This window comes from Glutamicibacter sp., from assembly GCF_050701915.1.
Taxonomy (GTDB): Bacteria; Actinomycetota; Actinomycetes; order Actinomycetales; family Micrococcaceae; genus Glutamicibacter.
In genome coordinates this window covers 261,358-277,909 of the sequence record NZ_JBOGEG010000001.1, presented here as the reverse complement: position 1 = coordinate 277,909, position 16,552 = coordinate 261,358, and the positions used below count along the sequence as shown (strand labels likewise).

The 16,552-nt window shown below is 62.5% G+C and carries 18 protein-coding genes; 6 read left to right on the top strand and 12 right to left on the bottom strand.

Going from position 1 to position 16,552, the window contains the following annotated elements; translation table 11 throughout:
- Positions 1 to 2: 2 nt before the first annotated feature.
- Positions 3 to 818, top strand: a complete 816-nt coding sequence (tpiA, locus tag ACRDT3_RS01495; RefSeq protein ID WP_431491270.1) for a triose-phosphate isomerase — start codon at positions 3 to 5, stop codon at positions 816 to 818.
- Between the two features lie 22 nt (positions 819 to 840).
- Complete coding sequence (gene secG / locus ACRDT3_RS01490) at positions 841 to 1,092, top strand: preprotein translocase subunit SecG (RefSeq protein WP_105656662.1); 252 nt, start codon at positions 841 to 843, stop codon at positions 1,090 to 1,092.
- 66 nt (positions 1,093 to 1,158) lie between these two features.
- On the opposite strand, the gene ACRDT3_RS01485 is transcribed toward secG, so the two are convergent.
- From ACRDT3_RS01485 to ACRDT3_RS01430, 12 genes are all read right to left on the bottom strand, one after another.
- On the bottom strand, positions 1,159 to 1,854 hold the full coding sequence (locus ACRDT3_RS01485) for a potassium channel family protein (protein WP_431491269.1): 696 nt from the start codon (positions 1,852 to 1,854) through the stop codon (positions 1,159 to 1,161).
- Positions 1,847 to 3,214: a TrkH family potassium uptake protein gene (locus ACRDT3_RS01480; RefSeq protein ID WP_431491268.1), complete on the bottom strand. Its 1,368-nt coding sequence runs from the start codon at positions 3,212 to 3,214 to the stop codon at positions 1,847 to 1,849. The genes ACRDT3_RS01485 and ACRDT3_RS01480 overlap by 8 nt, the downstream gene beginning before the upstream one ends.
- 228 nt (positions 3,215 to 3,442) lie before the next feature.
- Complete coding sequence (locus ACRDT3_RS01475) at positions 3,443 to 4,426, bottom strand: NAD(P)/FAD-dependent oxidoreductase (protein ID WP_431491267.1); 984 nt, start codon at positions 4,424 to 4,426, stop codon at positions 3,443 to 3,445.
- Positions 4,427 to 4,520: 94 nt separating this feature from the next.
- Positions 4,521 to 5,261, bottom strand: coding sequence for a 6-phosphogluconolactonase (gene pgl, locus ACRDT3_RS01470; RefSeq protein ID WP_431491266.1), 741 nt, complete (start codon positions 5,259 to 5,261; stop codon positions 4,521 to 4,523).
- Positions 5,251 to 6,192: a glucose-6-phosphate dehydrogenase assembly protein OpcA gene (locus ACRDT3_RS01465; protein WP_431491265.1), complete on the bottom strand. Its 942-nt coding sequence runs from the start codon at positions 6,190 to 6,192 to the stop codon at positions 5,251 to 5,253. Before ACRDT3_RS01465 ends, pgl begins: the two co-directional genes overlap by 11 nt.
- On the bottom strand, positions 6,189 to 7,709 hold the full coding sequence (gene zwf / locus ACRDT3_RS01460) for a glucose-6-phosphate dehydrogenase (protein ID WP_431491264.1): 1,521 nt from the start codon (positions 7,707 to 7,709) through the stop codon (positions 6,189 to 6,191). Before zwf ends, ACRDT3_RS01465 begins: the two co-directional genes overlap by 4 nt.
- 6 nt (positions 7,710 to 7,715) lie before the next feature.
- Positions 7,716 to 9,290, bottom strand: coding sequence for a glucose-6-phosphate isomerase (locus ACRDT3_RS01455; RefSeq protein ID WP_431491263.1), 1,575 nt, complete (start codon positions 9,288 to 9,290; stop codon positions 7,716 to 7,718).
- Positions 9,291 to 10,394, bottom strand: coding sequence for a transaldolase (gene tal, locus ACRDT3_RS01450; protein WP_431491262.1), 1,104 nt, complete (start codon positions 10,392 to 10,394; stop codon positions 9,291 to 9,293). It lies immediately after the preceding gene.
- Positions 10,395 to 10,412: 18 nt separating this feature from the next.
- Positions 10,413 to 12,527, bottom strand: a complete 2,115-nt coding sequence (tkt, locus tag ACRDT3_RS01445; protein ID WP_431491261.1) for a transketolase — start codon at positions 12,525 to 12,527, stop codon at positions 10,413 to 10,415.
- A 760-nt stretch (positions 12,528 to 13,287) separates the two neighbouring features.
- A complete protein-coding gene (locus ACRDT3_RS01440) occupies positions 13,288 to 14,430 on the bottom strand; it encodes a tyrosine-type recombinase/integrase (RefSeq protein ID WP_431491260.1) in 1,143 nt (380 codons plus the stop codon).
- Positions 14,412 to 14,804 (bottom strand): ImmA/IrrE family metallo-endopeptidase, encoded by a 393-nt coding sequence (locus tag ACRDT3_RS01435; RefSeq protein ID WP_400289232.1) that lies wholly within the window; start codon positions 14,802 to 14,804, stop codon positions 14,412 to 14,414. Before ACRDT3_RS01435 ends, ACRDT3_RS01440 begins: the two co-directional genes overlap by 19 nt.
- A 52-nt stretch (positions 14,805 to 14,856) precedes the next feature.
- Positions 14,857 to 15,333, bottom strand: a complete 477-nt coding sequence (locus tag ACRDT3_RS01430; protein WP_431491259.1) for a hypothetical protein — start codon at positions 15,331 to 15,333, stop codon at positions 14,857 to 14,859.
- A 233-nt stretch (positions 15,334 to 15,566) separates the two neighbouring features.
- On the opposite strand from ACRDT3_RS01430, the gene ACRDT3_RS01425 reads away from it, so the two are divergent.
- The 4 genes from ACRDT3_RS01425 to ACRDT3_RS01410 are packed head-to-tail and all read left to right on the top strand — an operon-like array spanning position 15,567 to position 16,552.
- Positions 15,567 to 15,887, top strand: a complete 321-nt coding sequence (locus ACRDT3_RS01425; RefSeq protein ID WP_431491258.1) for a helix-turn-helix domain-containing protein — start codon at positions 15,567 to 15,569, stop codon at positions 15,885 to 15,887.
- A gap of 41 nt (positions 15,888 to 15,928) precedes the next feature.
- The gene (locus tag ACRDT3_RS01420) at positions 15,929 to 16,213 is read left to right on the top strand and encodes a hypothetical protein (RefSeq protein WP_431491257.1); all 285 of its coding nucleotides are present in this window, start codon (positions 15,929 to 15,931) and stop codon (positions 16,211 to 16,213) included.
- Positions 16,206 to 16,409, top strand: coding sequence for a helix-turn-helix domain-containing protein (locus ACRDT3_RS01415; protein WP_431491256.1), 204 nt, complete (start codon positions 16,206 to 16,208; stop codon positions 16,407 to 16,409). The genes ACRDT3_RS01420 and ACRDT3_RS01415 overlap by 8 nt, the downstream gene beginning before the upstream one ends.
- Entirely contained in the window at positions 16,406 to 16,552 is a 147-nt protein-coding gene (locus tag ACRDT3_RS01410; protein WP_431491255.1) for a hypothetical protein, read from the top strand. Before ACRDT3_RS01415 ends, ACRDT3_RS01410 begins: the two co-directional genes overlap by 4 nt.

Below are 16,552 nucleotides of genomic sequence, written 5' to 3'. Positions count from 1 at the left end.
AAATGACCATTTCGCAGAACGGCGCCTTTGTGCGCCAGCCGCTGATTGCCGGCAACTGGAAGATGAACATGGACCACGTCCAGGGCATCACCCTGGTGCAGAAGCTGGCGTGGACCCTGAAGGATCACGAGCACGATTACGATCGTGCCGAGGTCGCAGTGTTCCCTCCCTTCACCGACATCCGCGGCGTGCAGACCCTGACGCTGGGCGACAAGCTGGATATCGTCTACGGTGCCCAGGATCTGTCCGCACAGGACTCCGGTGCGTACACCGGCGAAATCTCGGGCCAGTTCCTCAAGAAGCTCGGCTGCAGCTACGTTTTGGTAGGCCACTCCGAGCGTCGCGAGTACCACAATGAAACCAACCAGGTGATTGCCGCCAAGCTGGCTGCGGCCTACCGCCACGAGCTGACCCCGATGCTGTGCGTCGGTGAAGGCCTGGAAGTACGCAAGGCCGGCGAGCATGTGGCATTCACCCTGGAGCAGTTGTCCCAGTCGCTGGAAGGCGTAACCGCTGAGCAGGCCGCAAGCCTGGTCATCGCCTACGAACCAGTGTGGGCCATCGGGACCGGTGAAGTTGCGGGACCAGCTGACGCGCAGGAAATGTGCGCCGCCATTCGTGGAGCACTGGCTGAACGCTTCGGCGCAGAGATTGCTGAGAAGACTCAGCTGCTCTATGGCGGTAGTGTTAAGGCAGCAAATGCCGCATCGATCATGCGTGAACGCGATGTTGATGGCGTGTTGGTTGGCGGTGCCAGCCTGGATGCCGAAGAATTTGCTAATATTGTCAGGTTCGAGCATCATCTCGTCACCGACTGAATCTAACTAAGGAACCGTCGACTTGGATATTATCAAGATCATTTTGCAGGTATTGCTGGGCATTACAAGCGTCCTGCTCACCCTTTTGATCCTTTTGCACAAGGGCCGTGGTGGCGGTATGTCCGACATGTTCGGCGGCGGCATGACCAGCTCAATGGGATCTTCGGGAGTTGCCGAGCGCAACCTGAACCGCATCACCATTATTCTTGGTCTGATCTGGGGTGCCGTGATCATCGGCCTTGCTCTGGTCCTGCGATTCAGCATCGAAGCCTGAGCAATAACCTTCCATAGCAGGCAATAGGCGCCTTCCACTTGATGTGGAAGGCGCCTATTGCGCGTTTCAGGCTAGTTGCCCGAACTTCTCAGTATCGGCAATCGAGCCGAGCACGAGGATCTTGTCTCCGGTCTGCAGGACGGTGTTTCCGTCCGTGTTCTTCCATTCGCCGGCCGCATTGGTCGTGGCCGCAATGGTCACCCGGTATTTATTGCGGACCGCGGCATCGCTGAGTTTCACCCCATGCAATGTGGCTGGCGCGCTCATCTTCACCATGGCGTAGCCCGGATCGACTTCCAGGTAATCCATCAGGGATCCGCGTACCAAGTGGGCGACGCGCTTGCCCATGTCCTTCTCCGGGTAGACGATGTGGTGGATTCCCAGCTGTTCCAGTATCAATCCGTGCCGATCATCCTGTGCCTTGGCCCAGATCTGCGGTATCCCCATGCTGACCAAGAGCGAGCAGCACAAGATCGATGACTGCAGGTGGCTGCCTACGGCAACCACCACACGGTCGAATTCTTGGATTGAGAGTTGCTCGAGCGCTTCGCGGCTTGACGCGTCGGCGCGAACCACCTGCGTCAATTCCCCATTCAGGGACTGGACGTTGTTCTCATGCACGTCAATGCCCAGGACATGGGTGCCGGACTTCATCAGTTCCAGGGCAAGGGATTCGCCAAATCGCCCGAGCCCGATAACTGCAACGGAGTCGGCTTTCGCCAGCCCCTTGGCGTCATTTCGAAAATTCAACAGCTTAGCCAATGGAAGGCCTTTCCTTGGGGAGTTCGTAGAGTGCTTTTCGGTCGCGCAGGGCCAGCGCGGAGCCCAGCGAGAGGACGCCGACGCGGCCCAGGTACATCAATGCGATGAGGATGGCCTTAGCAGGGTCCGGCAGCTCCGGGGTGATGCCGGTGGACAGTCCGACGGTGCCAAATGCGGATGTGGCTTCAAAGAGGCAGCGATCCAGGGAATAATTGGTGAGCAGCAGCAGGCCCATGGTGCCAACGAATACTGCCGCTACGCCCATCAGCGCTACGGTGATGGCCTGGCGGTGCACCGAGCGCGACAGGCGCTTGCCCAGGACGTTGACGGCGGTCTCGCCTCGAAGCTCGGTCATGATGATGAACAGCAGGATCGCAGCCGTGGTGATCTTGATGCCGCCGGCGGTGCCAGCCGGGCCGCCGCCGATGAACATCAGCACGTCAATGCCCAGCCAGGATGCTGGATGCATGGCGCCGATATCGATGGAATTGAAGCCTGCGGTACGCGTCTGCACCGATTGGAAGAATCCGGCAAGGATCCGCTGCGCCGGTTCAAGCTCGCCAAGCGTCTTCGGATTGTTCCATTCCATGGCAGTGATGAAGATGGTGCCCGCAAACAGCAGCAATGACGTCATGAGCAGGACAAGACGGGTGTTCATCGTCCACTTCAGCGAATTCCGCCAATGATGCCTGAGCTGGACCAGGACAGGGAAACCCAAGCCGCCGAGAATGATGGCCAGGCTGATCGGAATGCATAGCCACGGGTCCGCGACGAAATCCATCAGGCTGTTCGAATACAGGGCAAAACCCGCGTTATTGAAGGACGAAACCGCATGGAACAGGCCATGCCAGATCGCCCTGGCTGGTTCGTAGTCGTAGGCCAGCCAGAAGCGGGCTGCCAAGAAGATGGCCACCACGGATTCGATAGCCAATGACAATCTGATGATCATCAATGCTGCGGTGCGCACATCGGCGCCGGAAACGGCGGTACTTTCGCGCTGGGTGGACAGCCGGGTCAGATAGCCGATGCGGCCCATGACCAGCATGCTCAGCAACGATGCGACCAGCATCAGGCCCAGGCCGCCAGCCTGGATCAGGACCAGGATGACGATCTTGCCGAAGAGGGTGTAGTGGTTTGCCGTGTCCAGGACGGTCAGGCCGGTGACGCAAACCGCTGACGTTGCGGTGAAGAGCCCGTCCACCAGGGAGGTGAAGGTGCCTTGCGTGTTGGCGGCCGGGGACGAGAGGAGCAATCCGCCAATGAGGATTGCGCCGGCAAAGGAGAAGGCAACTGCGCGAGCCGGCTTGGCCAGCACGCTGTGCTGCGCAGCGGCCGAGCGCCGGGAATTGGGAAGATTCATAGAGGTCGCAATGGTCGAGATAACGTCTCGCGAAACCGTGGGACGAGTAGTACGAATGAAATACTACGCCCGGTAAAGCGGGTGTCAATGGTGATTCCCGTCATCCGGCCTGGGGCCGATCTGGCTTGCGCGGGAGCGCTTGAACCGATCAAGCAGCGCCGCTTCGCCGGTTAAGGCAGAACGGCAGCCGCGCGAACCTGCGTGGCTGCCGGTTTGCAGGGGGTTCCGCTAGCCTTCGAGCAATTCCACGACCCGCTGTGCGGTACCCCAGGAGAGGGTCACCCCAGCCCCTCCGTGGCCGTAGGCTGCGATGACAGGCAGCGCGTGCCCGTCGACGCGCTCCAGGCGGATCGTCTCGCGTGCCGGGCGCAGCCCCACCTTGTGCTCCAGGATCTCGCAGCCCGCCAGCTGGGGGACCAGGCCGATGGCACGGCGCAGCATCTCGGTGGCGGTCTGCGGGTCGACTTCGGGGTTGTAGTCGTTGGCCACGTCGGTACCGCCAATGATGATGTCATCGCGGCGCGGAATGATGTAGGAGACGCCCTGCGGATGCTCGTCATAGCAGAGCCAGTCGGCCAATCCCGCGGTATTGGCCAGGCGGATCACCTGGCCGCGGATGGGGTAGACGGTGTCGTCATCGCCGGTGAGTTCGCCACCACGCAGGCCCGCGGCCAATACGACGACGTCGGCCTCGTCCTCCAGCTCGCCGAAGGACCGAACCGTGCGCTGGATGAACTTGACGCCCTTGGCCGCGGCCTGGCCATGCAGCCAGGACAGGTAGGTAGGCATGGTGATCACCGGGACGGTGGCACGCATGCCCGCGGCGGCAATTCGCGGGATATCTTCTGCCGGGGCTTCGGCGGCGTTGGTGACGATTTTCGCCCAGGAGCGGTCCTCGTCCGGGGAAGCTTCCAGATTCAGGCCGCGGCGCAGGTCGATGCCGGTTTCCTTGATGCTGGCAAGCTCCTGGAAGCGTGCCAGCGAACGGGCGAGCAGCAGATCGGCGGCTTCGGAGTTCTCCGAGTGGTACGGGAACCAGATGGCGGCGGCAACCGAGGAGACGGTCTGCAGCGGCTGCTGGTCGGCGATGACGGTGACCTGGTGGCCGGCGGCTGCCAGCTCATGGGCGGCGGAGAGCCCAATGACGCCGGCGCCGATCACGGCGACCTTGCGGGATGGCTGCGCGGCATCGGGCAGCGGGGCGGAAAGCATGGGAACCTTTCGGGCAGGTGGTGCAGGGGAACGCAAAGGCCGGTGCCGCGATCCTGGTGAATGCAGGATTGCGGCACCGGCAATGCGGTGCAGGCTAGAGCAAGGTGGCCGCAGCGCGGTCGATGATCCAGCGGGTAGCTTGGGTGCCGTGCACCGCCGAGGCCGGGACAGCGGCCTCGTTGACCTCGTGCTGGGCCTTGGCCAGCGCCGGGGCCTTATCGGCGCCGGCCACGATGAGCCACACCTCTTTGGCGGTGTTGATGGTGCCCATGGTGAGCGTGACGCGGTGCGCAGGCGGCTTGGGGGAGTCGTGGACCGCGATGACCCCTGGCTCGTCCGACCGGGTGTGGTTCGGGAAGAGCGAGGCGACATGCGAGTCCGGGCCCATGCCGAGCATCAGCACGTCGAACGCGGGGTTCAACGCGCCGTCGTCGGCTTCCCCGGCCAGCTCATCGGCGTAGGCCGCGGCGGCCTGCTCGGCGGACTCGTACTTGTCGCTGGCGCCCATGGCGTGCACGGTGGCGCGGTCCAGGCCCAATTGATCCAGCGCGTCGAACAGGGCTGCTGCCTGCAGCACATTGCGGTCCGGTGAATCGGTCGCGACAAAACGCTCGTCGCCCCACCAGAAGTGCACCTGCGACCAGTTGACCGAGGCCTTGGCGGGGTTGGCGGCGACGGCTTCCAAGGCGGCGATGCCCAGCGAACCGCCGGTCACCACCACGTGGGCGACACCGCGGGCGGCCAGTGCATCGGCGATCGAGGTGATCAGCCGGGCCGCAATGGCGTGGGCGGTAGCTTCCGGGTCCTCGTGGATGAGAATTTGCCTAGCGATCACTGGATCTGATGCTCCTCAGGTTGGTCAGGTTCAGGCCCTTGGTGATGACTTCTCCGAAGACGTCATCGGCGTCCAGGCGGCGCATCTCTTCGGCCAGGCATTCGGCAACCGATCGCCGCGGCAGGGAGATGCGCTGCGGGGCCGACCCGGGCAGGTACAGGTGCGCTACCGCGCCGGAAGGGCGCGAAAGCTCCACATCGCCGGCTTCGCGAGTTAGCCGGACGCTGGATAGCCCGCCATTGGACTCGTCCGCGGCGATGGTCACCGGGACGTCCAGGCACAGGGTCAGCCAGGCGGCCAGCAACGTGGTGGACGGGGAATTATCCGAGCCCTTCACGGTGATGCCGGTCAGCCCGTCGGTGCCGATCAGGTCGATGATGCTCGCCAGCTGGGCCCGCCACAGGGTCAGCCGCGTCCAGGCAAGATCGGTGTCTCCGGCCTGGTAGGTCTCGATGCGGCTGAACAGCGCGGCGGTGGGGTCTTCGGTCTCCGCCGAATCGGTGATGCGGCGGTGCGCCAGCTTGCCCAGCGCGGTGCCGGCCGGATCCTGCGGCACGCCATGCGGCCACCAGGCCACGATCGGTGCATCAGGCAGCAGCAGCGCGGAGATCAGCGCCTCGTCGGCCACGACATCCGGGCCGTAGGTGCGCATCACGATCACCTCGGAGGCGCCGGCGTCCCCGCCCACGCGGATTTGCACGTCCAGCCGGTTGGCCTCGGACTTGTTGCCGCGAACCACCACGATGATCCGGCAGGGGTGCTCGCGGCTGGCCAGGTTGGCCGCCTCGATCGCGTTCTCGGCGAAGCCCTCACGGGTGATGACCACCAGGGTCATCACGCGGGAGAGCGCTACCACGCCGTGGGTGCGGCGCGAGGAGATCAGCTTCTTGGCCACCTTGGAGGTGGTGGTGTTGGGAAGATCGATCATCATGGTCGTCTCCAGGTCCTTCCATCCTTGGCCATCAGCTCATCGCTGCTTTCAGGTCCCCAGGAGCCCGGAGCATAGGGATCCGGCTGGGTGGGCAGCGAGGCCCAGAACTCCTCGAAGGGATCCAGGATGCGCCAGGACTGCTCTACTTCCTCATGGCGCGGGAACAGTGGCGGCTCACCGAGCAGCACATCGAGGATCAGGCGCTCGTAGGCCTCGGGGGAGGATTCGGTGAAGGCGTTGCCGTAGCCGAAGTCCATGGTCACATCGCGGATCTCCATCTGGGTGCCGGGCACCTTGGAAGAGAAGCGGATGGTCGCGCCCTCATCGGGCTGCACGCGGATCACGAATGCGTTCTGGCCGAATTCGTCGTCCTTGTGGTCGGTGAACAGCAGATTCGGCGCCTTCTTGAAGACCACCGCGATCTCGGTGACGCGGCGGCCCAGGCGCTTGCCGGCACGCAGGTAGAACGGCACCCCGGACCAGCGTCGGGTATTGATGTTCAGCCGGATCGCCGCATAGGTCTCGGTCTTGGACTTCGGGTTGAAGCCCTCCTCGTCGAGGAAGCCGACGACCTCTTCAGCGCCCTGCCAGCCGGAGGTGTACTGGCCGCGGGCACTGGCCGCTCCCAGGTCCTCGGGCAGCTGGACGGCGGTGAGCACCTTCTCCTTTTCGCTGCGCAAGTGGTCCGCGTCGAAGGAGATGGGCTCCTCCATGGCGGTCAGCGCGAGCAGCTGGAGCAGGTGGTTCTGGATGACGTCGCGGGCCGCGCCCACACCGTCGTAGTAGCTTGCGCGCCCGCCAATGCCGATGTCCTCGGCCATGGTGATCTGCACGTGGTCCACGTACTTGTTGTTCCACAGCGGCTCGAACATCTGGTTGCCGAAACGCAGAGCCAGCAGGTTCTGCACGGTTTCCTTGCCCAGATAGTGGTCGATGCGGAACACCGCGTCCGGCGGGAACACGGACTCGACGATCTCGTTGAGTTCGCGGGCGCTTTGCAGGTCGTGGCCGAAGGGCTTCTCGATGACCACGCGTTCCCAGCCAGGGTTCTTGTCCTTGGCCAGCTTGTGCTCGGAGAGCTTCTGGCAGACGACCTCGAACCAGCTCGGAGGGATCGAGAGGTAGAAGGCGTGGTTGCGCCCGGTGGACCGCGATTCGGCCAGTTCATCCAGGGTCGCGGCAAGCTTCTCGTATGCGCCGTCATCGTCGAAGGCGCCGGAGATGAAGCGCATGCCGGCGGCCAGCTGGGCGAACACGGTTTCGTTGAAGGGGGTGCGGGCGCTGGCCAGGATCCATTCGCGGGCCTGGTCGGCGAAGTCCTGCGCCGTCCAGTCGCGACGGCCAAAGCCGACAATCGCAAAATTCGGGGGCAGCAGTCCGCGGTTAGCCAGGTCGTAGACGGCTGGCATGAGCTTCTTGCGGGCAAGGTCGCCGGTGATTCCGAAGAACACCAGCGCGCCCGGACCGGCAATGCGGTTAAGCCGCCGGTCGCGGGCGTCGCGTAGTGGGTTGCTCATAGTGCCTTACTTCGCTGCCTCTAGCAGGGCAGCGATTCCGGCGGCGCGGTCCGTGAGGTTCACGCGCAGCACTGGGCGGTTATGTTCGGCGTCAGCCAGTACTGCGCCGTCGCCGATCGCCTGGGCGGTGATCAGGCCGCCGAAGGTGTACGGACGGTCAGGGATCTCCAGGTCTTCCTTGTGATCCGCGGTGACCTGCAAGAACACGCCCTGTGCCGGGCCGCCCTTGTGGTACTGGCCGGTGGAGTGCAGGAAGCGCGGGCCCCAGCCGAAGGTGACCGGACGGCCGGTCTTCTTGGCGAGGGCATCACGCAGCGCTTCGAGCTCCTTGTCGGCGGTGCGGTTCAGGTATGCCTGGACGGCAAGGTAGCCGTCTGCCGGCAGCTGCGCGGCGAGCTGCTCCAAAGCCGCATCCAAGGTCTTGGCCCCGGTGCCGTAGAGCTCAACTGGCCCATCCACTGCATCCGGTGCGCTCTGCGCCGGAGCATCGAGCATGGAGCGCGCAGCGATCTTCGCCGCCTCGACATCGGGCTGGTCGAATGGGCTGATGCCCAGCAGGTAGCCGGCCACGGCGGTGGCGTACTCGAAGATCATGAACGCGGTGCCCAGCGGTGCACTGAAGTGCACCGCGGTGGCGTCCTCGTCGATTTCGTGCGGCAGCTGCTCGTAGACGAACAGCGGCAGCACGTCCTTGGCGGGGTTCTCCAGCTCAGGTGCATCCAGGTGGGCGGCAACCGGCAGGACGCCCTTGCCCTCCTTGCCGGTGGATTCCGCGATCAGCTGCTCGGCCCAGTCGCCGAAGCCCGGCAGGGCGTTGCCAACGCAAGCGATCAGGAGCTTGTCGCGGCCCGCGGTAGCCATGGCTGCACCCAGGTGCAGCGCGAGGTTGTCCTCGTCGTCCATCGCCAGCACGTCGTTGATCAGGCCGGATTCTTCCACCAGGGCCTCGATGTCCGCGCCGGCCAGGCCCGAAGGAACCAGGCCGAATGCGGTCAGCGCCGAGTAGCGGCCGCCCACATTCGGGTCGGCGTTGAACACCGCGCGCACACCTTCGGGGTTGTCCATCGGCGAACCCGGATCGGTCACCAGCACCAGGCGGGTGGCCGGATCGATTCCGGCAGCCTCGAATGCCGCGGTGAAGGCACGGCGCTGCGAGTCGGTTTCCACGGTGGAACCGGACTTGGAAGCAACTACCACAACGGTGTGCTCCAGGTCGGTTTCCACGATGCCCTTGACCATCGACGGATCGGTGGTGTCGCAGATGACCAGGTCCACCTCGTCATGGGCGGCGATGACCTCAGGGGCCAGCGAGGATCCGCCCATGCCGCACAGCACGATGCGGGTAAGTCCCTCGTCGTGCAGCTCATCGCGCAGATCCAGGATTTGCGGGATGAGCTTGCCTGCTGCCTCGAAGGGGTTGACCCAGCCCAGGCGGATGGCCGATTCGGCAACAGCCGCCGGGCCCCAGATGGTGGGATCCTGCGCGGCAATGCGGCTGCCGATTTTTGCGTCGATCAGCTTCGGGAGCAACGCATCGACGGAGGCCAGGGCCTCGCCGGAGGTTACCAGACCAAGTTCCATCTACTTGGCTCCCTTCAGAGCCACAGCCATATCCTCAAGCAGTTCGTTCCAGGCAACGTCGAACTTCTGAACGCCTTCGACCTCGAGCAGGTTGACGACCTCGGTGTAGTCGATGCCCAGGGCAGCGAGCTTGTCGAGCACGCGGTTGGCTGCATCGTAGCCGCCGGCGATCGCGTTGCCGCGGATCTCGGCTTCGGCTGCGGTGGCGTCCAGGGTCTTCTCCGGCATGGTGTTCACCGTCTGCGGCGCGACCAGTTCGGTCACGTACAGGGTCGATGGGTAGGCAGGATCCTTCACGCCGGTCGAAGCCCACAGCGGGCGCTGGACGTTGGCGCCGGCAGCTGCCAGCACCTCGTAGCGTGCCGAAGCGAAGGACTCTTCGAAGACCTGGTAGGCCAAGCGGGCGTTGGCCACGCCGGCCTGGCCGCGCACGGCTGCTGCCGCATCGGTGCCAATGGCGTCCAGTCGCTTGTCGATCTCGGAGTCCACGCGGGAGACGAAGAAGGAAGCGACCGAGTGGATCTTGGACAGGTCCACGCCAGCGGCGTGGGCCTTCTCCAGGCCCAGCAGGTAGGCGTTGATGACCTCGCGGTAGCGTTCCAGCGAGAAGATCAGGGTCACGTTCACCGAAATGCCGGCGGCAATGGTTTCGGTGATGGCTTCCAGGCCCTCGACGGTTGCCGGGATCTTGATCAGCACGTTCTCGCGGTTCACGCGCTCGTACAGGGCCTTGGCCTGGGCGATGGTCGGTGCGGTCTCGTGAGCCAGGCGGGGGTCGACCTCGATGGACACGCGGCCGTCGAAGCCCTTGGAGGACTCGTAGATGCCCTTGAACAGGTCGCAGGCAACTGCCACGTCGTCGCTGGTGATCTCGGTGATCGCGTCTTCCACCGAGCGGTGCTTCTGCTCGGCGATGGCCTCGCCGTACACCTCTGCCTTGGACAGCGATGCCGCGAAGATTGCCGGGTTGGTGGTTACGCCGACAACGTTCTTCTCTTCGATCAGCTTGGCCAGCGAGCCGCTGGTCAGTCGTTCGCGCGAAAGGTCGTCCAGCCAGATGGAGACGCCGGCGTCGGACAGGGCCTGAGTATTCGGGTTGCTCATAATCTTTACTTCAGTTCCTTACTTAGCAGCGTTCTGCATGGAGGTTTCGGCAGCGGCTACAACAGCCTCGGTGGTGATGCCGAACTCCGAGTACAGCTTCTTGTAATCGGCGGAAGCGCCGAAGTGATCCAACGAAATGATTTCGCCGTGCGCGCCTACCAGTTCGCGCCAGCCGGTGGCCACGCCGGCTTCTACCGAAACACGGGCGGCGACGGCTGCTGGCAGGACCTCTTCGCGGTAAGCGGCATCCTGCTTGGCGAACCATTCCAGCGAAGGCAGCGAAACGACGCGGGCCGCGACGTTCTTGGCCGCCAGCGCTTCGCGGGCCTCGACGGCCAGCTCGACCTCGGAGCCGGTAGCCAGCAAGATGACATCCGGGGTGGTCTCTGCGCCATCGCGCACAGCCTCGGCCAGGATGTAGCCGCCCTTCAGGGTGCCTTCCGCGCCGCGGAAGCCGGTGGCCGCGCGGTCGTAGATTGGCAGGTTCTGGCGGGAGAGCACGATGCCCGAAGGGGTATCGGTCAGCTCGAGGATGCCGCGCCATGCGTAGGCGACTTCGTTGGCATCCGCTGGGCGGACGACGTCGAAGTTGGGGATGATGCGCAGCGAAGCGAGCTGCTCCACCGGCTGGTGGGTTGGGCCGTCTTCGCCCAGGCCGATGGAGTCGTGGGTCCAGACGAAGATCGAGGGGACACCCATCAGCGCGGCCAAGCGGATGGCCGGGCGCTGGTAGTCCGAGAAGATCAGGAAGGTGCCGGAGAATGCACGGGTCGGGGACGAGAGCACGATGCCGTTCACGATCGAGGCGGCGGCGTGCTCGCGGATGCCGAAGTGCAGCACGCGGCCGTACGGGCTGGCCGACCAGGAATCGGTGGAGCGGCGCTCGGGAGCGAAGGACTTCGCGGTCTCGATGGTGGTGTTGTTCGAACCGGCGAGGTCAGCGGAGCCGCCCCAGAGTTCTGGCAGTTCATCCGCGATTGCGTTGATGACCTTGCCCGACGCGGCGCGGGTAGCCATGGTGGAACCTGGCTCGAAGGTCGGGATCTTCTCGGTCCAGCCCTCTGGCAGTTCGCCAGCCTGCAGGCGCTCCAGCAGGGCGGCTTCTTCTGGATTGGCGGACTTCCAGGCGTCGAAGGTCTCGTTCCACGAAGCGTGCAGCTGTGCGCCGCGGGTAACGACCTCGCGGGCGTGAGCCAGTACGTCGTCCTCGATCTGGAAGTTCTTCTCCGGGTCGAAGCCCAGGATCGTCTTCAGGCCGGCAACTTCCTCGGTACCCAGCTTCGAGCCGTGGATGCCGCCGGTGTTCTGCTTGGTTGGCGATGGCCAGCCGATGATGGTGCGCAAGCTGATGATCGATGGGCGGGAGGTCTCGGCCTTCGCGGCGCGGACAGCAGCATCCAGTGCGGCCATGTCCTCGACGTATTCTCCGGTGACGGTCCAGTCCACGCGCTGGGTGTGCCAGCCGTAGGACTCGTAGCGGCCCAGCACGTCTTCGGTGAAGGCGATGTCGGTGTCGTTCTCGATGGAGATCTTGTTGTCATCATAGATCACAACGAGGTTGCCCAGTTCCTGGTGGCCGGCCAGCGAGGAAGCCTCGGAGGTGACGCCTTCTTGCAGGTCGCCATCGGAAGCGATGACGTAGACGGTGTGGTCGAATGGGCTGGTCCCTGCTTCGGCAGCTGGATCCAGCAGGCCGCGCATGCGGCGCTGGGAGTAGGCGAAACCAACAGCGGAAGCCAGGCCCTGGCCCAGCGGGCCGGTGGTGATCTCAACGCCGGCGGTGTGGCCGAACTCCGGGTGGCCCGGGGTCTTGGCGCCCCAGGTGCGCAGCGCTTCGATGTCTTCCATCTCCAGGCCGTAGCCGGAGAGGAACAGCTGCAGGTACAGGGTCAGCGAGGTGTGGCCCGGGGAAAGCACAAAGCGGTCGCGGCCGATCCAGTTTGGATCCTTCGGGTCGTGGCGCAGGTGCTTCTGGAAAATCAAGTAGGCGGCCGGAGCCAAGCTCATTGCGGTACCGGGGTGGCCATTGCCAACCTTTTCGACGGCGTCGGCTGCCAGGACACGGGTGGTGTCGATGGCCTTACGGTCCAACTCGGTCAGTGAGAATTCTTCAACTAAGGATTCAGTCGCCACAGCGGCGTTCCTTCCATTCAGGCTTGGACGGGAGATATCTCCCGCTGACACGCAATACGCCGTCGCCTCCCCATACCTCCGGCTGTGCCTTATTTAGAGGGATGCAGGTCGCGACGGCGCAATCTGAGTCAACTCTATCGCGAAAAGGCGTCTTGGGGCGTTGAATTTAGCAAGATGACACAGAATTATTCGGTTTGCGCAGAGGCTGGACTTGATGCGGCTATTCATGCCATGGCCTGAGCGAATTGCGCGGACATTCTGTGCGTTTGTGCGCAGGCGGTTCCCGACGCGCTCCAGTAGGCCGGTTGCTTCTGTAAGTTGGTACACGGCAAACAGGCCGTGTTACAAAGAACAACTCTTGTTTCACTAGACGCCATCGGAAGTCATCTTTGTTCACTTATGGTCAGCGCCTGGCTGGTCGAAGCGTGTTCAGTTCAAATGCTGTTCGGCGCCTGGGGCGGATGCTGCCTGCTGCGCCGTGGGCTATTCCAACACTGGTCCCAGCTTGTGGACATTGACGTGTTGTTCTGCTGCAGGGGAGTCGCTGGTTTGGGCAGGGAGCTGTATGCGGGGGCAGATTCGAAGTGCAAAAGGAGATGGCAAGTGCGAGGTCGCAAAGTCGCATGGCTGATCACCGGGCAGGGGATTGTAGCGTCTTGAATTGAGCCAAATCACCATTTTTCAACTGTGATCCTCTCCGTGGGGAGTTTCAATCAATTTCTATCCAGCGTAGACATAGACCCCTTGCAAGCACTGGCAACTAGGCGACTTGTGGCGTTTCTGTGGCGGTAGAGCGCCCCAACGCCACCACGGAATCACCAATCTTTGCCATGCTCCCTGCGTCCTCATGCCACAGGTGTGCGTACTTCTGCAGCGTGATGGTTGCATCCTTATGCCCCAACCGGGCAGCTACCGCCACCGGCGACATACCACCGCTAATCAGCTGGCTCGCATGGAAGTGCCGCAGCTGGTGCCACCCTGGCCCTATTTCCGGCAATAGATCGCGCACCCGAGACCACTCTGACTCGAACCGCCAATACAACGCCGGGGTCCTTTCGATATGGAACAGCCTGCCATCATCGCCAGGGTTAGCGCAGAGTGCTTTCAGCAAGCCCCGTACCATTGGCCCGAAGCTGATGTTGCGGCGAGAGTATTTGGTCTTCAACGGGCCGCGGCGGACGGTGCTTACGTTCGGTGATGCGTCCTGCATTGTCAGCTTGATGATCGAGCGCGGAAAATCAATGTCCTTCACGGTGAGGCCTATGAGCTCCTTGGGCCGTAGCCCGGTCGCGGCAGCGATCAGCGCTGCAGTCTTGAATAGGGGCTTTGCCAGATCGCAGAACTGGGCGAACACTTCCGGCGAGAGGGTGAACTCTGGCAAGTTCTCGGCTAGTTCTTCTTGCATGAACTTGATTCGTTTGCAGGGCGACTCTTTCAGGTATTTGTCATGGACTGCTTCTCCGAAGATCTGGGACGTGTACCGGTACATGAGCTTTGTTGTTGATAAGGCGTTCTTTTCCTGCCACTCGTACACGGCGCGTTGCACTTGTGCCTGTTCGATTTGGTGAAGGTACTGGCCTTTGAAAGTTGGTTCGATCCAATTCTTGCAGTGCGATCCCATGGTGCGCAGGGAATTGGGCCGCTGGTGGGCTTGTTTCTCCCACCAGAGTTCGAAGTAGTCCTCGAATAGAATTGGCTGTTTCGTGCCGCCTGGGGTGAGTGCATCGTCGATGGTTCGGGTGTCGATCCATGCTTGGGCTTGGTCTTTGTAGTCGAAGGAGCGTTTGGTTTCCTTCCCGGTGTTGTCGGTCCAGACTGCTTGCCATCGTTTTCCGGTGCCGTACCTTGTGGTGCGGGTGCGGTCTTTGCGGTGCCATAGGTCGACTATTCTGCCGGTGGCCATGGGTGGTTCTCCTGTTTTTGGGTGCGCTTTAGTAGGCGCATGTATGCGTGGGTGTCTCGGGGTAGCACGTCGAGTTCGTGGGCCAGTGGTGTGGCTGTGTTGTAGATGCGGGTTGCCGCGGCCCATTGGGTGGGGTGGATCAGCCAGGAGGCTGAGAGTTCCTCTGCTGCGCGTTCCTGGCGTGGGTGGTGTCCTGTGTGGCCTAGGAGGGCGTGGGCGGTCTCGTGGGATAGCGTGGAGCGCCGCTGGATTGGTGCGAGGCGTGGGCGGAGGAAGATCGTGTGGGTGAGCAGGTCGTATGCTCCCCAGAGCTGGTCAGGAAGGTCAGTTTCTACGATGCGTGGCTTGAGTCGCGCTAGAACTACTTCGAACATATGTTCGAATATAGGCGTAGAGGCCGACAGTTAGAAAATCGTCAACGAATTATTATTCCGGCAGCTGCTCAGGGTCCACGCCCGGCTCGCCCTTGGATGCCGCGACCCGGTCAGCAGGGAAGAGCTCATGCACATCTGCCGTCGGGGCGTTAGCTCCGTCGCTGGCAATATGGGACTGCTCCTGCCACCAGAGCATGTTGTCTGCCGTCTCACGCAGGACGCGCTGGGAAGCTTCTGGCAGGTTGCCGGCACCCTGGAGGGTCAAGTTCGAGGTGTCCGTCTCCACCGGCAGGCCAAGAGATGCAGCGTAGGCGGTGACTACGTCGATTACCCGAACACCGAGTCCTCGCGCCAGTCCTAGGATGACGGCATTCTCTTTGGGCCAGCTCAGTACCGGGCGGTTGATCAGGCGGTCAAGATTGGCGCGTGTCGGTACGCCGCCGCAGGCTTTGGAAAGGGATTCGAGGCTGCGGTCTCCGCGCTTGTTGAGGATCAGTTCGCGAATGCCTTGGTTTGGGTTCGTGTTCATGATTTGAATCCTCTGCGGGTTACGGGTTGCGCGCCATCGGACGCTTGTTCTACCTGATAACCCCTAATTCTGCCGTAGTTACCCCTTGGTGATAACCAATTAAGCCCCGTATTTCTGCGGTTCTGCATGATCTAGCCGAAAATATTGCTACCACCGCTTGCATTAATGATAACCAGTAGTGCATACTATTGCTATCAGCAGTTGCAGGAAGTGATAACTAGAAAGGTTTTCAAATGTCCCCATTCAGAACAAAGCGCAAGTGGCAGGAGGGAACCTACATGCGATTATCATCCGCTCAGAGGCTCCGGACTTTTATCTACACCAAAGAGGATATGGACGCCTATCGAAATGGGGCGCCAATAGATCCCCGGAAAATCACGCAACGCTCGCTCGCTCGCCGCGCTGACATTAGCCAGGCGTTCATTAGCCAGCTCGCATCGGGCAAGAAAGTCAGCTGCAAGCCCGAAACCGCAGAACGTATCGCGGAGGTCATTGGCGTAGACGTGACCGTACTTTTCGACCCCGAAAAAGCAACTACCAGTTGCGCAGCATAGCTCTGGTAGTTGCATCAAGTAACTAACGAAAGGACACGCCGGTGACTGCACAACCAATGGCACTCGAAGATCTGAACTGGCGCGAAGACGCACTGGACATCGTTGAACGCTGGGCCACGCAGGGCCGGCGGTTCACAGCAGACGACCTCCGCACAGAAATGAAACGGCCAGCACCACACAAGAACATGGTCGGCGCCATCTTCACCACGGCCCAACGCCGCGGATGGATCACCAAGAACGCCAACGCCACCAGCCGGATGAAATCCCGCAACGGCGGACACCAATACGAATGGATCGGAAAGACCTGGAGGGATCAACTTGGCTAAACCAAACCCAGACCCACTGCTCACAGTCCCGGAAACCGCTGAACGACTCCGTTCGCATCCAGAGACGGTCCGCCAGATGCTCCGCCGAGGCGACCTGGTGGGTATGAAGTTCTCGTCGGCTAACCGGCACGGCACATGGAAGGTTCGTGAGTCCAGCATCGAACGGTTCTTGCGCCGGCAGGAGCGCGCAGCATGAGCCGGTGGATGGAACGCAACGGTTTGAAGCTCACCAGTTTGGGGGAGCGTGTCGTGGTCAGTTTGGCCGGTTTGGGAATCGTCGCCTTGTGCGGTGCCGGGTTCCTGTTCGAAGCATTCATCAAGACACAGATTGGGGCATAG